General features: G+C 50.8%; 19 protein-coding genes. 13 read left to right on the top strand and 6 right to left on the bottom strand.

From position 1 onward, the window contains the following. The first annotated feature begins 122 nt into the window (after nucleotides 1–122). Nucleotides 123–1094, top strand: coding sequence for a 6-phosphofructokinase (gene pfkA, locus DCW36_RS17280; protein ID WP_114784875.1), 972 nt, complete (start codon nucleotides 123–125; stop codon nucleotides 1092–1094). Nucleotides 1095–1556: 462 nt separating this feature from the next. Here the strand turns inward: pfkA and DCW36_RS17275 are convergent, their stop codons facing one another. Further along, a complete protein-coding gene (locus DCW36_RS17275; RefSeq protein ID WP_240676225.1) occupies nucleotides 1557–1853 on the bottom strand; it encodes a tetratricopeptide repeat protein in 297 nt (98 codons plus the stop codon). Nucleotides 1854–1954: 101 nt separating this feature from the next. Here DCW36_RS17275 and DCW36_RS17270 point away from each other — a divergent pair, with 101 nt between their 5' ends. The 5 genes from DCW36_RS17270 to DCW36_RS17250 all read left to right on the top strand — a co-directional run bounded on the left by DCW36_RS17270 (nucleotide 1955) and on the right by DCW36_RS17250 (nucleotide 6194). Further along, nucleotides 1955–2695 (top strand): electron transfer flavoprotein subunit beta/FixA family protein, encoded by a 741-nt coding sequence (locus tag DCW36_RS17270; RefSeq protein ID WP_114784871.1) that lies wholly within the window; start codon nucleotides 1955–1957, stop codon nucleotides 2693–2695. A gap of 3 nt (nucleotides 2696–2698) precedes the next feature. Continuing rightward, nucleotides 2699–3676: an electron transfer flavoprotein subunit alpha/FixB family protein gene (locus DCW36_RS17265; RefSeq protein WP_114784869.1), complete on the top strand. Its 978-nt coding sequence runs from the start codon at nucleotides 2699–2701 to the stop codon at nucleotides 3674–3676. Nucleotides 3677–3694: 18 nt separating this feature from the next. Next, the gene (locus DCW36_RS17260; RefSeq protein ID WP_114784867.1) at nucleotides 3695–4291 is read left to right on the top strand and encodes a bifunctional nuclease family protein; all 597 of its coding nucleotides are present in this window, start codon (nucleotides 3695–3697) and stop codon (nucleotides 4289–4291) included. Between the two features lie 121 nt (nucleotides 4292–4412). Next, a complete protein-coding gene (locus DCW36_RS17255) occupies nucleotides 4413–5714 on the top strand; it encodes a NupC/NupG family nucleoside CNT transporter (RefSeq protein WP_114784877.1) in 1302 nt (433 codons plus the stop codon). 48 nt (nucleotides 5715–5762) lie between these two features. Next, nucleotides 5763–6194 (top strand): hypothetical protein, encoded by a 432-nt coding sequence (locus DCW36_RS17250; protein WP_125185548.1) that lies wholly within the window; start codon nucleotides 5763–5765, stop codon nucleotides 6192–6194. A gap of 229 nt (nucleotides 6195–6423) precedes the next feature. Here the strand turns inward: DCW36_RS17250 and DCW36_RS17245 are convergent, their stop codons facing one another. Both DCW36_RS17245 and DCW36_RS17240 read right to left on the bottom strand, forming a co-directional pair. Continuing rightward, nucleotides 6424–7242, bottom strand: coding sequence for an ABC transporter ATP-binding protein (locus DCW36_RS17245; RefSeq protein ID WP_114784863.1), 819 nt, complete (start codon nucleotides 7240–7242; stop codon nucleotides 6424–6426). A gap of 23 nt (nucleotides 7243–7265) precedes the next feature. Further along, entirely contained in the window at nucleotides 7266–7997 is a 732-nt protein-coding gene (locus DCW36_RS17240; protein WP_114784861.1) for an MlaE family ABC transporter permease, read from the bottom strand. A gap of 112 nt (nucleotides 7998–8109) precedes the next feature. Between DCW36_RS17240 and DCW36_RS17235 the strand changes: the two genes are divergently transcribed. From DCW36_RS17235 to DCW36_RS17205, 7 genes are all read left to right on the top strand, one after another. After that, complete coding sequence (locus DCW36_RS17235; protein WP_114784859.1) at nucleotides 8110–8820, top strand: SDR family oxidoreductase; 711 nt, start codon at nucleotides 8110–8112, stop codon at nucleotides 8818–8820. A 167-nt stretch (nucleotides 8821–8987) separates the two neighbouring features. Continuing rightward, nucleotides 8988–9689 carry an SDR family oxidoreductase gene (locus DCW36_RS17230; protein ID WP_114784857.1) on the top strand — a complete coding sequence of 234 codons (702 nt, stop codon included), beginning with the start codon at nucleotides 8988–8990 and terminating at the stop codon, nucleotides 9687–9689. A 194-nt stretch (nucleotides 9690–9883) separates the two neighbouring features. Then, nucleotides 9884–10798 (top strand): gliding motility-associated ABC transporter ATP-binding subunit GldA, encoded by a 915-nt coding sequence (gene gldA, locus DCW36_RS17225; protein ID WP_114784855.1) that lies wholly within the window; start codon nucleotides 9884–9886, stop codon nucleotides 10796–10798. 303 nt (nucleotides 10799–11101) lie between these two features. Then, nucleotides 11102–11830 (top strand): gliding motility-associated ABC transporter permease subunit GldF, encoded by a 729-nt coding sequence (gldF, locus tag DCW36_RS17220; RefSeq protein WP_114784853.1) that lies wholly within the window; start codon nucleotides 11102–11104, stop codon nucleotides 11828–11830. Nucleotides 11831–11850: 20 nt separating this feature from the next. Continuing rightward, the gene (gene gldG / locus DCW36_RS17215; RefSeq protein ID WP_240676224.1) at nucleotides 11851–13533 is read left to right on the top strand and encodes a gliding motility-associated ABC transporter substrate-binding protein GldG; all 1683 of its coding nucleotides are present in this window, start codon (nucleotides 11851–11853) and stop codon (nucleotides 13531–13533) included. 381 nt (nucleotides 13534–13914) lie between these two features. Beyond that, nucleotides 13915–14649 (top strand): 3-deoxy-manno-octulosonate cytidylyltransferase, encoded by a 735-nt coding sequence (gene kdsB, locus DCW36_RS17210; protein ID WP_114784849.1) that lies wholly within the window; start codon nucleotides 13915–13917, stop codon nucleotides 14647–14649. A gap of 15 nt (nucleotides 14650–14664) precedes the next feature. Then, nucleotides 14665–15093: a hypothetical protein gene (locus tag DCW36_RS17205; protein ID WP_114784847.1), complete on the top strand. Its 429-nt coding sequence runs from the start codon at nucleotides 14665–14667 to the stop codon at nucleotides 15091–15093. Nucleotides 15094–15334: 241 nt separating this feature from the next. Here DCW36_RS17205 and DCW36_RS17200 read toward each other — a convergent pair whose 3' ends face one another. From DCW36_RS17200 to DCW36_RS17190, 3 genes are all read right to left on the bottom strand, one after another. Beyond that, a complete protein-coding gene (locus tag DCW36_RS17200; RefSeq protein ID WP_114784845.1) occupies nucleotides 15335–15682 on the bottom strand; it encodes a translation initiation factor in 348 nt (115 codons plus the stop codon). Between the two features lie 3 nt (nucleotides 15683–15685). Next, entirely contained in the window at nucleotides 15686–16570 is an 885-nt protein-coding gene (locus tag DCW36_RS17195; protein ID WP_114784843.1) for a diacylglycerol/lipid kinase family protein, read from the bottom strand. A gap of 140 nt (nucleotides 16571–16710) precedes the next feature. Next, the gene (locus tag DCW36_RS17190) at nucleotides 16711–17556 is read right to left on the bottom strand and encodes a universal stress protein (RefSeq protein WP_114784841.1); all 846 of its coding nucleotides are present in this window, start codon (nucleotides 17554–17556) and stop codon (nucleotides 16711–16713) included. Nucleotides 17557–17724 lie beyond the last annotated feature (168 nt).

The raw sequence follows: 17724 nt of genomic DNA, 5'->3' as shown, positions 1-17724 counted from the left end.
CAGCGCATGTGTGCAGCTCGTTTTTGCAGCGCAAACCACGGAAAGTAAACATGCGCTTCCTGACCTAATTATGCAAAAGTCCACCGGAAGGTGGACTTTTATTAAATTTAAACCTTATTACCATGAAAAAGATAGGTGTTTTTACATCTGGAGGAGATGCACCCGGCATGAATGCATGTCTGAGAGCCGTGGTTCGTACAGCAATTTACCATGGCATTGAAGTGTACGGAATCAAACGTGGCTATAACGGGATGATTCATGGGGATTTCTGTAAGCTGGAGTCTCACTCTGTTAGTAATATTGTACAGAAGGGCGGTACCTTCCTGAAATCTGCCAGAAGCCCTGAATTTATGACAAAGGAAGGCCGGCAGAAAGCATATGAGCAGCTGCAAAGTGTCGGAATAGAAGGTTTGGTAGCCATCGGCGGGAACGGTACCTTTACCGGCGCCACCAAGTTTTTCGACGAATTTGGCATACCGACTGTCGGTGCTCCCGGAACCATCGATAACGACCTGTATGGTACCGATTTTACCATTGGTTACGATACGGCAGTTAATACGGCCCTGGATGCCATCGACAAAATCCGCGACACTGCCGACAGCCACGACCGTGTGTTCTTTATTGAAGTAATGGGCCGCGACTCAGGTTACATTGCTGTGCCATGTGCCATTGGCGGTGGCGCCGAAATTGCCATGATCCCGGAGGCGGAAGTTACTACTGAAAGTATAATCGATAAAATTCGAACTGACTGGGAGCATGCCAAAACCTCTTCGATCGTTATTATTGCGGAAGGCGAGGTAGAAGGCGGATCTACCAAAGTGGCTGCCAAGGTACGGGAAGCCTTGCCTGAAATGGATGCCCGCGTTACGATCCTGGGGCACGTGCAGCGTGGCGGAGCGCCAACTGCGTTCGACCGCTTGCTGGCAAGCCGCCTGGGTATCGCCTGCGTGAAAGGCCTGCTGGAAGGTCAGAAAAATGTGATGGCCGGTACCATCAATTCCAAACTGGTCTACACACCGTTTATCGATACCATTACCAAGAAAAAAGAAATCAGCCCGGAGTATACCCGGATGGTAGAAATTCTGTCTATCTAAAGCCAGGCTGATGCAGAATGAGGAGGATATAACCAGCAGGTTATAATCTCTTCATTGTTTTTTAACTTTTTACTGCCACCAGGCAGCATTTTGGGGTGTTCAGTGCGGGCGACAAACCGTTGCTCCTGCATTCACACCCCGAAAAAAGTTATTTCTCCTTTATTCACCCTCACTCCGCATCCTTTTCCGAAGGAGTTAATCTCCGTTTTTATTCTGCTGCACCAGCCACCACAGCCACTGCTGCTTACATTGGCTCCGGCAAACGATTACCCGGATTTTACTGGCACCGCCGGCAGCACCTGCACGTAAAAATCTGCCGCACTGCAAACCAACCTGAAGCAGAAAAGAACAGCCTGGCAGAACAAAATTGCCGTTTTTTAGTAAACCCCTAAAACCTGGTGGTCCAGGTGCTGGTACAGCAATTGCAGCGGTGCTGCACACGTACTACAGTGGTATTTACGGTTAATCATCTTCATAATCGAGGCCCATTAATTTGTTGTAGGCCTGCTGAAGTTCAGAAAAAGCGTGCATATTGCCTTCTTGCCGGCTGATTTGCATTCCTTTTTTGTAAATTCTTTCTGCTTCGTCCTGCTGCCCTAATTCATTGTACAGGCTGGCGGCGTGGTAGTAGGTGCCAACGTAGTTTTCATGCTCCGCCAGCAGTTTGTCGTAATATTCTTTGGCTTTTTGCTGATCGAAGTTACGGTATTCGGTGGCGATGGCGTAGAGCGTAAACGCATCGTTTGGATCATCTTCCAAAAATTTCAGGAGTTGTTCTAATCTGCTTGGATACATTTCGGTTTGGCTATATTTTAATTAACTTCGCACAAATTTAAACTATAAAGCTAACATTTCTGCCCATGAAAATATTAGTTTGCATCAGTAACGTTCCGGACACAACATCCAAAATAAATTTCACAAGCGATAATGCTGCTTTTGATAAGAACGGGGTTCAGTTTGTGATCAATCCCTGGGACGAGTACGCTTTAACCAGGGCCATCGAGCTGAAGGAGGAAAAGGGAGGTTCTGTTTCGGTTCTGAACGTAGGAGAGGCCGATACCGAGCAAAACATCCGCAAAGCACTCGCTATTGGTGCAGACGATGCCATCCGGGTAAATGCTCATCCCAAAGATGCATTTTTTGTGGCGCAGCAGATAGCCCATGTCGCGAAAGAGGGTGCTTACGATATAATTTTGATGGGCAAGGAATCGATTGATTACAACGGCTTCCAGGTGCATGGCATGGTAGGAGAGTTGCTCGGAATTCCTGCCATTACGCCGGCCTTTAAACTCGACATGCTCGACGACACCACGGCCCGGCTGGAAAAGGAAATAGAAGGCGGCAAAGAAATAGTGGAAGTGAAACTGCCGTTCGTGGCCAGTGCGCAGCAGCCCATGTGCGAACCGCGTATACCCAACATGCGCGGCATCATGACGGCCCGTACCAAACCGCTGAACGTAGTGGAGCCGGTAAGCACCGAAACCAAAACGGAATACACCAGCTACAGCAAGCCTGAGAAAAAAGGCGGCGTGCGTATGGTAGATGCCGCCAATGCCGGTGAATTGATAACATTGTTGCGAAACGAAGCTAAAGTACTATAAGATATGTCAGTATTAGTTTTTGTAGAAGGCTATAACGGAGAAGTCAAGAAGTCTTCGCTCGAGGCCGCCTCGTATGGCAGCCAGGTGGCAAAGGCGCTGGGTACCGATGCCAAAGCCGTTGCCATAGGCGAGGTAAAAGAAGAAGCGTTGGCAGCTTTAGGTGCGCAGGGCATCAGCAAAGTATTATACGACCACGACGACCGCCTGCACAATTTTGTGGCCGAAGCCTACCTGAAAGTTATTGCGCAGGCTGCTGCACAGGAAAGTGCCAAAGTAATCGTATTTTCCAACACCAACGTGGGTGCGGCCCTGGGCTCGCGGCTGGCGGTGCGCCTCAACGGTTCGCTGGCCACCAACGTAACCCAGCTGCCCGAAATTTCCGGCGATTCGTTTACCGTTACCCGCGGCGTGTTTTCCGGGAAAGCCTTTGCCCAGGTAAAGCTAACTTCCGATGTAAAGCTGATTGCCGTTAAAAAGAACACCATCGAGATTCTGAACGATGCCGGAACTACCGCTGCCGTAGAACCATTCTCGACCGGTTTGTCGGATGCCGATTTTGCCGCTGCTCCAAAAGAAACCGTGCTACAGGAAACCGACGGGGTGCTGTTGCAGGAGGCTGAGATTGTGGTGTCGGGAGGCCGCGGCTTAAAAGGGCCGGAGAACTGGCACCTGGTGGAGGACCTGGCCAAAGCGCTTGGTGCAGCCACTGCCTGCTCTAAGCCCGTTTCGGACCAGGACTGGCGACCGCACAGCGAGCACGTGGGACAAACCGGTATAACTATCAGCCCGAATTTGTATATTGCGATCGGTATTTCCGGGGCAATTCAGCACCTGGCGGGGGTTAACTCTTCTAAAGTGATTGTCGTTATTAATAAAGATCCGGAAGCGCCGTTTTTTAAAGCAGCCGATTACGGTATAGTAGGCGACGCTTTTGAAGTAGTACCGAAATTGATTGAGGCCGCGAAAGCCCTAGACAGATAGACATAAGAAGAGTTTATTGTGAAAAAGATACAGCTAGAGATACTTGGCCTCTCTTCCAGCCAGTCGCAGACAGGTTCGTTTGCGTTAGTACTGGGCGAAAGAGACGGCAACAGAAGGCTACCTATCATCATAGGTATGTTTGAAGCACAATCTATCGCTATTCAGATAGAAAAAATTAATCCAAACCGCCCCCTGACCCACGACTTGTTTAAAACCTTTGCAGAACAGGTAAACGTGAGCATAACCGAGGTGCTGATTTCCGATTTAAAGGAAGGCGTGTTTTATTCTAAAATTATGTGCACCGACGGCATCAGGGAGTTCGAACTCGATTCGCGCCCATCCGATGCCATTGCCATTGGCCTGCGGTTTGGCGTGCCGATATTTACTGTAGAAAGTGTGCTTTCCGAAGCCGGGATCATCCTCAGCGACCTCGAGGATGAAGAGGAAGAGACGGACGAAGTAAACATGAAAAGCACATCTGCCGCGCCTGCTGCCAAAGAAGCTTTAAACCAGACCTCGGTAGAAGACCTGAACAAGCTGCTCAACGAAGCGCTCGAGAAAGAAGATTACGAACGTGCCGCGAAAATCCGGGACGAGCTGAATAAACGTAACTAATTGTTGCATAACAGTAAAGGCAATAGTCCAACAGCCACGAAGGCCTTGCTCTACCGGGAGCAGGGCCTTCTTTGTTTTGCAAGTTATTCAGTTTACTTTTGATAAATTTGTCTGAAGTATGATTGATCTACTCCGGGGCCTGGTCGGGCTGGTTGCCGTACTTGCCATCGCTTTCCTGTTCTCTAAAAGCAGGAAGACGATCAGCTGGCGGTTGGTCGGGTTCGGGATTTTGTTGCAGCTGTTCTTTGGCGTGCTGGTAACCAAAGTGCCCCTTGTAGCCGATGTTTTTGCTGCCATCAGCCGCGGGTTTGTCACCTTTCTCGACTTTTCGCAGGCCGGAGCCGAGTTCCTGTTCGGCAACCTGGCCAACCCGGAGCAGAACGGCGGACTGGGTTTTATTTTTGCTTTCTCGGTGCTGCCCACCATTATTTTCTTTTCTACGGTGTCGGCTGGTTTGTATTACCTGGGTATCCTGCAACGGGTTGTGTTTGGCATTGCCTGGGTGATGTCGAAAAGCATGCGCCTGTCCGGTGCCGAAAGTTTGTCAGCTGCAGGTAACATCTTTCTGGGGCAGACGGAGGCGCCGCTACTGGTAAGGCCTTTTATCAGCCGCATGACCCGCTCCGAACTGATGTGCCTCATGACGGGCGGTATGGCCACACTGGCGGGCGGCGTACTGGCGGCTTACGTCTCGTTTCTGGGGGGCGCAGATCCTGCGCAAAAGGCAGTCTTTGCGGCTCATTTACTTACAGCCTCGCTCATGAACGCCCCGGCCGGCATTGTGCTGGCCAAAATGCTGCTACCCGAAACGGAACCAGAAAAGATTGTGACCAGACTGGAGGTAAGCGACCAGCAACTGGGGGTGAACCTGGTAGATGCGCTTTCGAGAGGCGCCGCCGATGGGCTGAAACTGGCTGCCAACGTAGGAGGGATGCTGCTGGCTTTTATTGCCGTTATCGCCCTGCTAAATTACCTGCTCACCGACCTGATCGGCGTCTGGACCGGGCTGAATGAGCTGGTGGTTTCCAGCACCAACGGGCAGTTTAAAGGCTTTTCGCTGCAGTACATCCTGGGGCAGATTTTCCGGCTGTTCGCTTTCCTGATGGGCGTGCCGTGGGCCGATACGTTGCAGGTAGGCAGTTTGCTCGGGCAGAAAACAGCCATCAACGAATTTGTAGCATACCTCGACCTGGCCGAAATGAAAAATGCTGGTACCCTTTCGCCCAAGTCAGTCGTTATGGCGACCTATGCCCTCTGCGGTTTTTCCAACTTCAGTTCCATCGCCATCCAGATTGGCGGTATCGGCAGCATGGCGCCCAACCAGCAGGGGAACCTGTCCAGGCTCGGGTTCCTGGCTTTACTCGGCGCTTCCCTGGCCTGTATGATGACGGCAACAGTAGCCGGTATGCTTTATGACTTGTAAATGAACCATTTCGCCCGTATTTTTGGTATAAAGAGTAATTTGCGAACGATGAAAAAGTTGTTGAACACCGTCAGTTTATCCTTTGCGCTGCTGTTAACCGATACCGTGATCAGTATGGTGCTGGCAACCCTGTATGGTTTTTTTCAGAAGCTTAACAACGGCGGGCAAAGCGTTTTAAGTTACCCGGAAGCAGCGATGCTGCTGGGGCTGGCGCGGCTCGTTTTCTACTTCCTGATTTTTGTAGTGCTGTTTTACTTTCTGAACAGGTACTTACATTGGGAGAACAAACTTGCGAAACTGGTGGTGCTAAACTGCGGCCTGTACCTGCTGATTTCGTTCCTGTTCGGTTTTATCCTGGAGCCGCAGGTGCAATACCTGTTTCGGGATGAGTTTTTCTTTATCCTGATCGCCTCCACCATTCTAAGTCCGGTGGTGTTAACCAGGCTGCCTTATGCAAAGCGTTTGGTTGTTTCGCTGTAATGTTGATTCCGGATGCGGCGGCTTTACCGTTGCCCGGAAGAGCAGCTGTAGCAACGCCGTTCTAAAATCCCTGAATTTACGCTGTCAGTTTTGCTGCACCAGCCACCAGAGCCTCTGCTGCTTTGTCTGAACAGGCTTTATCTCTTCCATAGTCCAACGTTTTGATGGTGCAGGCATTACCACATTAAAAATTAGCACATTATATTCTGCTGCACCAGCCACCACAGCCTCAGATGCTTCCCGGGTCATCCAATTTGCTGTTTTGCTCGATACTTTCCGCTTCCTCCTCTTCCTCCTGCTCCACTTTCCTGGCATCGCGCATCAGGCGGTTGGCAAAAATAAAATCATTCAGTTCCCTGATGTCGGTATCCATGATATCATCTCGCGAGCCTTCCCAAAGTTTTTTGCCCTGGTAGAGAAACATGATCTTGTCCCCGATCTCGATCACGGAGTTCATATCGTGGGTTACGATGATGGTGGTGATGTTGTATTCTTCGGTAATTTCCTTAATCAGCTCATCAATCTTGATGGCTGTCTGCGGGTCGAGGCCTGAGTTTGGTTCGTCGCAGAAGAGGTAGGTACAGTTTGGGGCAATCGCCCGGGCAATGCCGACACGCTTCTTCATACCGCCACTCAGTTCGGAAGGCATTTTAGTGTTGGCGTTTTCCAGGCCCACCCGTTTGAGGCAAAAGTTTACCCGGTCCAGGCGCTCGCCTTTGCTCATGGAGGTCAGCATTTTAAGCGGGAATTCCACGTTCTGCTCTACGGTCATGGAATCGAACAGGGCCGACCCCTGGAAGAGCATTCCGATCTTGCGGCGGATTTCCTGCCGGATGTCGAGCTTGTTGTTGGTGAAGTAGGTACCGTCGAAGGTAACGCTGCCAAGGTCGGGCTTTATGAGCCCGACAATGCACTTGAGCAGCACACTTTTACCGGTGCCGCTGGCCCCTAACAGCAGGTTGGTCATGCCGGTTTCGAACACACCGCTTACGCCGTCAAGCACTTTTTTACCATCAAAGGATTTATGGATGTTGTGTATTTCAATCATAAAATAAATTCAGAACCTCTGTATTAAAGTAACATCTGTGCCAGCAGGTAATCAGCAACCAGTATGGCAATTACGCTGAAGGTAACAGCCTTTGTACTGGATTCGCCTACCTCGAGTGCGCCCCCCGACGTGTTGTAGCCCCTGAACGACGAGATCGATGAGATCAGGAAGGCAAACACGACCGATTTAATTAAGGCAAACACAATGTTATACGGAATAAAGTCGCTGCGTATGCCGGTAATGTATTCCTGGGCTGTCACTTCGCCGGTGAGCGTACCTGCCAGGTAGCCGCCGCCAATGGAAAGGAACATGGCAATAATAACCAGTAAGGGGAAAACAAAAACAGCCGCCAGAATTTTGGGAAGCACCAGGTAAGAGGCCGAGTTAATGCCCATCACCTCCAGGGCATCTACCTGCTCGGTTATCTTCATGGTGCCCAGTCCGCCTGCAATGTTAGAGCCAACTTTACCGGCCAGCACAATAGATGTAATGGTAGGTGCAAGTTCCAGCAAGGTCATTTCACGCACCATAAAGCCAATGGTAGAGCGGGGGATTAAGGCATTGGTCAGGTTGTAGGCAGTCTGCACACAGGTAACAGCGCCAATAAAAGTAGAAACAATTGCTACGATAAAAACAGAATTTATACCGATCAGGATAGCTTCATCTATCGTTCTGTTGAAGATAATTTTAGGTCCTTCTCCGCGGTAAAACAGGCTGGCTATAAATAGTAAGTAATTTCCGAAATGTTGTAACATAAAGTGCCGTGAAGCTTACATAAGGGTTAAAACGCGCAAACAAACAGTTTTTACTGTATTATTAGCTATATTACGTGTAAAATTGCAAAACATATAAAAAGTAACATATAATATGCAGCGATATATTTTGGTAACAGGCGGAACAAAAGGAATCGGTAGAGCCATTATTGAACAGTTTGCCAAAGAAGGTTTTCATATCATAACCTGTTCCCGAAACGAAAAAGACCTGCAAAAGTTAAAGCTGGATATTGAACAAGCCTATACATTCTCCAAAGTTTTTTACCAGGAAGCAGACCTCAGCGAGAAGGAATCACTGCAGAGTTTTATTAATTTTGTGAAAAACATGCATGTAAAACTGGATGTGCTGGTAAACAACAGCGGGCTCTTTCTTCCCGGAAAAATACACGAGGAGCCTGAAGATGCGCTTCCGTTTATGATCAATACCAACCTCTACAGCGCCTACTACATCACCAAAGCGTTTGTGCACGATATGATCCGGCGCCGCAGCGGCCATATTTTTACGATCTGCTCCACGGCCAGCATCACGCCCTACATCAACGGCGGCTCTTACTGCATCTCCAAATTCGCCCTTTACGGCATGACCAAAGTATTGCGCGAAGAGCTAAAAGAGCATAACGTAAAAGTTACAGCCGTGCTGCCGGGCGCCACCCTCACCGCCAGCTGGGATGGCGTGGACCTGCCCCCGGAACGTTTTGTAAAAGCCGAAGATGTGGCGGCAGCCGTTTACAGTGTAAACAGTTTGTCTGAAAACAGTGTAGTAGAGGAGATACTCATTCGGCCGCAACTCGGCGACCTGGATTAAATTTCAGAACCGTTGATGATAGTGATGAAATGATTTTTGTGATTCGATGTATGTAATTTGTGCCTGTGAGTATGTGGTTTGAAAGATTATTTTAATAAAAAATCAACTGGAATAAAATCCATTTCAACGTTACATCACATGTAATGACAATTTAACCAATACAAACTATGGAAATAAAAGATAAAATAGCCGTTGTAACAGGCGTGAGCCACGGCATTGGGCTGGCCACCGTACAGGCACTGCTCGATAAAGGTGTGAAAGTAGCCGGCTGGGGACGTACAAAACCCGAGCTGCAGCACGATAACTTCCACTTCTTCTCCTGCGATGTGCAGCAATACGAGTCTGTAAAGCAGGCGTATGCGCAGACGGTGGAGAAGCTGAATGGAAAAATAGCCATCCTGGTAAACAACGCGGGCCTCGGCATACAGGCCAACCTCGAAGACCAGCAGGTAGAGGACTGGCATACCATGTTCAACACCAACGTGCATGGCCTCTTTTACTGCACCCAACTGGTAATTCCGGGCATGAAGGAGCTGGAGGAAGGCCACATTTTTAACATTTCATCCATTGCCGGTCTCAATGGTGTACCGGGCATGACGGGCTATGCTGCCACCAAGCATGCGGTGCGCGGTATTTCGCATTCGCTGTTTATGGAGGTGCGCGATTTCGGAATTAAAGTGACCTGCATCTATCCCGGCTCCACCAGCACCAACTTCTTCGACAAAATAGCAGGTTCTCTGGCCAGTCCCAACATGATGCGCCCCGAAGACATTGCTTCCACTATCATACATGCGCTGGAATCGCACCCGAACTACCACCACGTCGATATTGAGGTGCGCCCGCTCATGCCGAAGGGTAAACAGAAGTAAATTTTAATGTGCTAATTTTTTAATGTGTTCATGAGTTTTTGTGAGGTGATAAAGTGTTTCCGTCATAAGAACGTATTTATTTAGCAGCAGGAGTGGTATGGGTTTTGTAGCTTTGCGCAGAAACCGGTTCATGTATCCTGTGCTGCGCCCGCTGGCGTCACGAAACAGGCGTGTGCCTTACCACTTAAATAAGAATGTCGGTTGAAGTAAAGAACTTAACAAAGATTTTCGGAACACAGCGTGCTGTGGATGACGTGAGCTTTTCGGTAGGGCAGGGGCAGATTCTCGGTTTCCTGGGACCAAACGGCGCTGGCAAGTCCACGACCATGAAAATTGCCACCTGTTACCTGCCGCCTACTTCCGGTACAGTGCTGGTGAACGGGTATGATGTGGTAAAGGACCCGATGGCGGTGCGGCGTAGCGTTGGTTACCTGCCCGAGCACAATCCCCTGTACCTGGACATGTATGTGCACGAATACCTGCAGTTTGTGGCCTCCGTGTACGGCCTGAAAAGCAGCATAGCCAAAGCACGCATTCACGAAATGGTGGAGCTGTGTGGCCTGACGCTGGAGCAGGGAAAAAAAATCGGGGCACTCTCCAAAGGCTACCGCCAGCGGGTAGGCCTGGCGCAGGCGCTCGTACACGACCCGCAGGTGCTCATTCTCGACGAGCCCACTACCGGCCTCGATCCGAACCAGATCATCGAAATCCGTTCGCTCATCAAACGCATCGGCCAGGACAAAACCGTTATCTTCTCCACGCACATCATGCAGGAAGTAACCGCCATCTGCGACCGGGTGGTCATCATCAACCGCGGCAAAATAGCCGCCGACTCCGATGTTGCTTCGCTGCAGGCAGGCGGCCGCAGCGAAAAGGTGACGCTGGTGGAGTTTGAGCAGCCGGTAGATGTGGCGCTGCTTCAGCAGATACAGGGTGTGCTGCAGGTAATCCCGGTAAATGAAATTACCTATCGCGTTACCTCCCGCAAAGATGCCGACATCCGGTCCGATGTTTTCCGTATTGCCGCCGAACGCAACCTGCCCCTCGTAGGTCTGCGCCAGGAAGAAAACTCGCTGGAGAAGATATTCCAGCAGCTGACTAAAAGTTAGAAAGGTAGAAAGGTAGAGAGGTAGAGAGGTAGAAAGGTAGGAAGGTAGAAAGGTAGAAAGGTAGAATTTGTAGGGGGTGAACGTTTTCAACCCTGTAAAAGAGAGGTAGAGAGGTTGGGGGTATGGCTGTAGAGACGCGGTGCCCGCGTCTCCTGTACGAACCACAAACAAATCCAAACAATCCTGCTATTCCTTAAATCTTCTTAATCTTGTTCAGACAAAAAATCCTGTTAATCCTGATTCAGACAAATAATCACAAAAATCAATTAAATCACACGAATCAAAGGTTCAGACAAACATTAAATGCTCGCAATACTTAAAAAAGAATTCAACGGTTTCCTGAACGCGCTGATCGCTTACATCGTGATAGCGGTGTTTTTGGTGGCGATCGGGATGTTCATGTGGGTGTTCCCGGAGAGCAACGTGCTCGACTATGGCTTTGCCGACATGCAGACGCTCTTCAACATGGCGCCCTGGCTGTTCCTGTTCCTGATACCAGCCATTACCATGCGTACCTTTGCCGAAGAAAAACGCGAAGGCACCATCGAACTGCTGCTTACCAAGCCTATCACCGACATGCAGCTGATCCTGGGGAAGTTTTTCGCGGCCCTGCTGCTGGCCCTGTTCGCGCTCATCCCGACACTGCTGTACTACTACACGGTGTATGAATTGGGCAACCCGGCGGGCAACGTTGATTCGGCAGCTGTAGTCGGTTCTTACCTGGGGCTGGTGTTCCTGGCAGGTGTGTTCTGTGCCATCGGTGTGTTTGCTTCTTCTGTTTCGGATAACCAGATCATTTCGTTTGTGATGGCGGTTTTTCTCTGCTACATCATCTACACCGGTTTCGACCTGATCGCCACCCTGCCTATGTGGGGTAAGTACAGCTACCAGGTCAGCCAGTTAGGAATCGCGTATCACTACAGCGCCATCAGCAAAGGCCTGATCGATTCGCGTGATGTGCTTTACTTTATCAGCGTGATCACCATCATGTTATTATCCACGCAACTTGTCCTGAAAAGCAGAAAATGGTAACAACGGAAACGCAACAACCTGTGCCATACAAGCAAAAGCGGAAGCAGGACCTGTTCCGGTACCTGCTCTGGATTGGCGGCATCATCTTGCTGAACATCCTGGCAACAACATACTTCTTCCGGATCGACCTGACCGAAGACAAGCGCTATACCATTGCTCCCGTAACGAAACAGATGCTGGACGCATTGGAGGATGAGGTGGTAGTGGAGGTATACCTGGAAGGAACGTTCCCGGCAGGTTTTAAGCGACTGCAGCAGTCGGTGCGCGAGACGTTGGATGAGTTCCGGATTTATGCCGACGGCAACCTACGCTACGTCTTTATCGACCCGACTGATATTCAGAACGATACTGCCCGTGCCACTTATTTCAGGCAACTGGCCAGCAAGGGAATTATGCCCACCAACCTGCATGCTACCGAAGACGGAAAGCAGGTGGAGCGGCTTGTTTTTCCGGGAGCCGTGGTGAAATACAAAGGCAAGGAAGCCGGAGTTAATTTACTTAAAGGAAACCTGGCGGCATCGGCAGATGAGCGGCTGAACCAGTCGGTGGAAGGGGTGGAGTATGAACTCGCTACCGCTATTCGCAAAGTAGCGTTTCCGTCGCAGAAAATTATCGGCTACATCATGGGCCAGGGAGAGCTGGAGATGGAGCAGACTGCCGACCTGCTCGGCTCGCTGCAGGAATACTACCGGGTGGCACGCGGGGAACTGTCGCAGATTCCGACGCTGGAGGGGCTGGACCTGCTTATTGTGGCCAAACCCACCAAGCCTTTTTCTGAGGCAGAAAAATACAAGATCGACCAGTTCATTATGAACGGCGGGAAGGCAATTTTTTATGTTGATGCCCTGAATGCCAACATGGACAGCCTGGGCACCGGCGGCACCTTTGCCATGCCCTACAACCTGAACCTCGACGACCTGTTTTTCCGTTACGGTGTGCGCCTGAACCAGAACCTGATCATGGACCTGAACTCCGGTTTTATCCCGGTCGTGACGGGCTACATGGGCGAGCGTCCGCAGACGGAGATGATCAACTGGCGCTTTTACCCGCTGCTCAACAACTTCAGCAAACACCCCATCACCCGCAACCTCGATGCCGTTTACACCAAGTTTGTCGGGACCATGGATTCGGTGCGGGCAGACGGCATCCGGAAAACGCCTCTGATCTTTACATCCCGTTACTCTCGTATTTTACCTGCGCCGGCCCCGTTGTCGCTGGAAGAAGCCCGTATGGAAGTAAATCCGGAGCAGTATACGGCAGGGCCGCAACCGGTGGGTTACCTGCTGGAAGGCAGGTTTTCCTCGCTCTTCCGAAACCGGAGAGCGCCTGCGGGAGCCGCCAACCCCAAAGTGCGCGAGTCGGGCGAAGAAACCAAGATTGCCATTTTCTCCGACGGCGACCTGGTCCGCAACGATATCAACCCGCGCACGGGGCAGCCTTACGAGCTTGGCTTCGACCGGTACAACAACATAAAATTTGCAAACCGCGAACTGGCGCTCAACACCGTGCACTACATGCTCGACTCGGAAGGCCTGATCAACGTCCGCAGCAAAGAAATCGCCCTGCGCCCGCTCGACAAAGTACGTATAAAAGAAGAACGAACCCGCTGGCAACTGCTGAACCTGGTGGCGCCGCTGGTGCTGCTGGGAATCTTCGGAATTGCACGCTACTACCTGCGCAAGCGGAAGTATGAAAGAAGTTAGAGAGTTTGGGAGTTAGAGAGTTTAGGAGTTAATTATGGGAATTCGATAATTCTCTAAATTCGCTCATTCGGATATTTTCATCCGGATGCAAGCTGCTGGGGATCTCCAGATCCCCGTAAACTATTCTTAAGTTTCTGCTTTCAGACACTCGCAGGAGCTGCGCACACTGCGAGGTCTTTTGCAATTTTATCTTTGGTAATACAGCGAGAAAACGGATGTATATTGACAACTTGCTTAACCTGTTTATCTTTAGGAGCAGAGGCTGTGGTGGCAGGTGCAGTATACTTTTAAAACCAGATTTTAAAGAATTATCTAATTTTTGAATTAACTTTCTAACTCCCAAACTCTCTAACTCTCTAACTCCAAAACCTCCCAAACTCCATGAAAGTCCTCGGAATAATCCCCGCCCGCTATGCCTCCACCCGTTTTCCGGGTAAACCATTGATCGAAATTAATGGCATTTCGATGATACGGCGGGTGTATGAGCAGGCGAAGAAATCCAGCCTGGCAGAAGTGCTGGTGGCTACCGACGACGACCGGATTCTGAAGCATGTGGAGGAGTTCGGCGGCAAAGCTGTGATGACCGGCAGCCACCACCAGAGTGGCACCGACCGCTGCTTTGAGGCCTACCGGAAGCATGGCCAGCCCTTTGAGTACATCATCAACATACAGGGAGACGAGCCTTTCATTCAGCCGGTGCAGATAGATTTGGTGGCTTCGTGTTTTGAAAATCCGGCTACGCAGCTGGCGACGCTGGTAAAGAAAATCGAAACCACCGAAGAGCTGTTCAATACCAACGCGCCGAAGGTGGTGCTGAACCAGGCACGGGAGGCGCTGTACTTCAGTCGTCAGCCTATCCCGTACTACCGCAACGTGCCGAGCGATATCTGGCACCTGCGGCACACCTATTACAAGCACATCGGCATCTACGGTTACCGCACCGACATCCTGGAGCAGATTACGCAGCTGCCGCCGTCGTCGCTGGAAATGGCGGAGTCGCTGGAGCAGTTGCGCTGGCTGGAATATGGCTACCGCATCACCACGGCCCTCACTGCCTTCGAAACCATTGGCATCGATTCGCCGGAAGATTTGCTTAAGGTGCAGGATATGAAGTAGGGGAGAAGGCAGCAGATGAAAAATTACAGCCTGATTCGTTTTGTGAAGCTGAATATTTATTTCCTGGCAGCTTACAGCATCCTGACCGGGATAGGCTATGCCGTGATGGGGAAATTTACGGGGCAGGCAGTGGAGACCTGGAACGAGATTTTGTTTAATGCAGCCATCTTTTCGCTGGTTTTCAGCCTGGCCATCCTGCTGCTGTACCGGAGAACGGATCTGCGGCTACCCAACACCCGCGTCAGCTACAAAGCCCTGGAGAACAGGCTCCTGGAGGTAGGCTATGAGCCCGTGCCGCAACCGGAGAAGGCTATTTACCAGGAGTTTAAACCGGTGCCTCCGAAAGCGGCTGCGCTGGCCGGTAAGGTGTTTGTGCTTAAAACGCCCAATTTCTACATCGTAGAAGGCCCTGCAAGGTACCTGAAGAAGCTGGCAAACCTGTGAGAGGAAGTGCAGCTGCTTATTTGTGCTGCAAACTATTCTCTGCACCAGCCACCACAGTCGCTGCTGCAGAACGCAATGACCTCGCAGCGTCTTGCAGACCTGCGAGCGTCTGGCCTGCTACAGAGCAGCAGTGGCTGTGGTGGCAGGTGCAGAAAATAAAAAAGTAGCCCAGGAAGGATTTTTGTGTTCATTTTACATTACGTAAAGACGCTCGCGGGTCTGTAAGACGCTGCGAAGGGGGTTACCCGCCTGCTTTCTTGGCCTTATAACCAGCAGCTTGTAGCACCTGCACCACTTTCTCGCGGAAGTCCCCCTGGATCAGGATTTCGCCGTCTTTGGCCGAGCCGCCCACACCGCATTTGTTCTTCAGCATCTTGCCCAGTTCCTTCAGGTCATCGTCGGTGCCGACGAAGCCCGCCACGAGCGTTACCTGCTTTCCGCCACGGGCTTTTTTATCGAGCATTACTTTCAGGTTTTGCTGCTGCGGGGGCAGCGTTTCGTTTGTCTGCTCCTGTTCGTATTCGTAGTTGAAGTCGGGGTTGGTGGAATAAACCACCCCCTGGCGTCCTTTCTTATTTTTATCGCTCATAAATTAACGTGGTATTACTACTTTTAATGATTGCGGCTTCACCGATACCGTAAACTCCCTGGCTTTGCCTTTGTATTCGCCATCGGCGTGGTACATAATTTCATGATCAGTCTGTACCCGGATGCTGTCTGTTTTGAAATACTCGGCACTTTCGGCGCTGGCTACCTGTTTGGTGAGCATGCAGTAGCTCAGGTTAAGGGCCTTGAACATATCCAGTTGGCGGACCAGGCAAACGTCCAGCAGACCGTCGCGGATATCGGCCATGGGGGCGATGTAGGCATTGTTGCCATACTGCGCTGCGTTGGCAAAGGCCAGCACAAAGCAATCGGTGCTGATGGTGCTATTGTTCAGGTGCACGTGAATGGGCAGGTGCTTGTAATTGATGACCTCTTTCATGACCAGCTCCACATACGTTTTCAGGCCCCGCTTTTTGCTACCGGCAAACACCGAACTGATATAGGCATCGAAACCAATACCTGCCGTGGTAAAAAAAGGAAACTCGTTTATCACGGCGCTGTCGATGTGGGTTGTGTGCCCCTGATTAATTACGCCCAGCGCCCCCTTCAAGCCCATCGGGATGAGCATGTGCCGCGCCAGCCCGTTTCCGGAGCCCCTGGGCAGGATTGCCAGCGCCGTGTCGGAATGCACCAGGCCCTGCGACACCTCGTTTACCGTTCCGTCGCCTCCCACGGCTACCACCACCGCATAGCCTTCTTTGGCAGCTTCTCCCGAAAGTTCAATGGCATGGCCGGCATACTCGGTATACACCAGTTCCGGGTCGTACTTGTTCCTGTCGACGGCTTCCTCGATAAGTTGCGCTACGTTTACCCGGCTCCTGGGGCCGGAGGTAGGATTGATGATAAACCGGATAGGCAGGCGTTTACTCATACAGGAGAGGCGTTAGGACCTGCAGACACATCAGGTCATGCTGAAAAAAAGTGAAAGAGCCTGTCCATGGTGATATGTGCAGGCTCCTGTACGTGCCGGGCACCTGCACAAATAAGGCAGGTGCGGAATCAAAAAACGGGTTATTTCAGGTGGAAAGTAATGACCGGCCTGGCTGTGTGGTTTACCAGGTCCTCGGCAATACTACCGCTCAGGATGTGGGCAAGCCCGGTTCTGCCGTGGGTTGCCATCATGATCAGGTCGGCATTAATATCCTCTACGAAGTGCAGGATGCCGTCTTCCTCTAAAATATCGTTGTATACGTTGATGGTGAAATTCTGCAGCCTGTACCGCTCCGCCACCGATTCCAGGATGGTGGTCATGTTCCTGCTCGACTCGAATGCGCCCGGTGTGTTGATATAAACCAGGTGCAGCCTTGCCTGGAACAGGTCCTGGAACTCCTTCACTTTATCAATGGCGGCATCGAGTTCGTGCTTAAAGTCAGAGGCCAGTACAATGTTTCGTACTTCAAAATTGGGGTGACGGCGTTTCACGGTCATGACCGGGCAGGGGGCCGTGCGCACTACTTTTTCAGTGTTTGAGCCAACCAGGAATTCATCCATGCCGCTGGCACCTTTCGATCCCATTACCACCAGGTCCACCTGGTCGCGGTGGATCACTTCCCTTATCTTCCGGAAAATGCTGGCAGAATCAACTTCCTGCACTACATCCACGCCCCCATGCTCCACCGAACCGAGCAGCTCCCGCATCTGTACTTTTGTTCTTTCCAGTAGCTTGAGTACGTACAGGTTGTCCATTTCGTCGCGCAATACAAGGTCGCCTGTTGCGCTGAAGTTTGCCGTATACGGCACATCTACCACGTGCAGCAGCTTAATGGCGGCACCTGTTTTGCGGGCTAAGGAAACAGCAACTTCAAAGGCATTTCTGGACTGTTCAGAAAAATCAGTAGGCACTAAAATTCTTTTCATGGGTCTTTTTCAGGATTTATGGAAAAAAGATTTAAAGGCGTAAAAGGGCAATTCCCCTGTCTCATCTCATCTTTAATAAGTGCTCTTGCGCCTGATCCGGGTTTTGGAGAATTATACGTGTATTAAAAGCAAAAGCCCACCTTTGGGCGGACTTTTGCACATGTTCTA

It is taken from the genome of Botryobacter ruber, from assembly GCF_003347595.2.
Taxonomy (GTDB): domain Bacteria; phylum Bacteroidota; class Bacteroidia; order Cytophagales; family Hymenobacteraceae; genus Pontibacter; species Pontibacter ruber_A.
The sequence above is the reverse complement of the archived record's forward strand: the minus strand, read 5'-3'. Positions and strand labels throughout refer to the sequence as shown.

Excerpts from the sequence above, each read along its gene's own strand:
- pfkA (WP_114784875.1), top strand. The coding sequence starts at position 123 with ATGAAAAAGATAGGTGTTTTTACATCTGGAGGAGATGCACCCGGCATG.
- DCW36_RS17270 (WP_114784871.1), top strand. The coding sequence starts at position 1,955 with ATGAAAATATTAGTTTGCATCAGTAACGTTCCGGACACAACATCCAAA.
- DCW36_RS17265 (WP_114784869.1), top strand. The coding sequence starts at position 2,699 with ATGTCAGTATTAGTTTTTGTAGAAGGCTATAACGGAGAAGTCAAGAAG.
- DCW36_RS17250 (WP_125185548.1), top strand. The coding sequence starts at position 5,763 with ATGAAAAAGTTGTTGAACACCGTCAGTTTATCCTTTGCGCTGCTGTTA.
- DCW36_RS17245 (WP_114784863.1), bottom strand. The coding sequence starts at position 7,242 with ATGATTGAAATACACAACATCCATAAATCCTTTGATGGTAAAAAAGTG.
- DCW36_RS17240 (WP_114784861.1), bottom strand. The coding sequence starts at position 7,997 with ATGTTACAACATTTCGGAAATTACTTACTATTTATAGCCAGCCTGTTT.
- DCW36_RS17235 (WP_114784859.1), top strand. The coding sequence starts at position 8,110 with ATGCAGCGATATATTTTGGTAACAGGCGGAACAAAAGGAATCGGTAGA.
- DCW36_RS17230 (WP_114784857.1), top strand. The coding sequence starts at position 8,988 with ATGGAAATAAAAGATAAAATAGCCGTTGTAACAGGCGTGAGCCACGGC.
- gldA (WP_114784855.1), top strand. The coding sequence starts at position 9,884 with ATGTCGGTTGAAGTAAAGAACTTAACAAAGATTTTCGGAACACAGCGT.
- gldF (WP_114784853.1), top strand. The coding sequence starts at position 11,102 with ATGCTCGCAATACTTAAAAAAGAATTCAACGGTTTCCTGAACGCGCTG.
- kdsB (WP_114784849.1), top strand. The coding sequence starts at position 13,915 with ATGAAAGTCCTCGGAATAATCCCCGCCCGCTATGCCTCCACCCGTTTT.
- DCW36_RS17205 (WP_114784847.1), top strand. The coding sequence starts at position 14,665 with ATGAAAAATTACAGCCTGATTCGTTTTGTGAAGCTGAATATTTATTTC.
- DCW36_RS17200 (WP_114784845.1), bottom strand. The coding sequence starts at position 15,682 with ATGAGCGATAAAAATAAGAAAGGACGCCAGGGGGTGGTTTATTCCACC.
- DCW36_RS17195 (WP_114784843.1), bottom strand. The coding sequence starts at position 16,570 with ATGAGTAAACGCCTGCCTATCCGGTTTATCATCAATCCTACCTCCGGC.
- DCW36_RS17190 (WP_114784841.1), bottom strand. The coding sequence starts at position 17,556 with ATGAAAAGAATTTTAGTGCCTACTGATTTTTCTGAACAGTCCAGAAAT.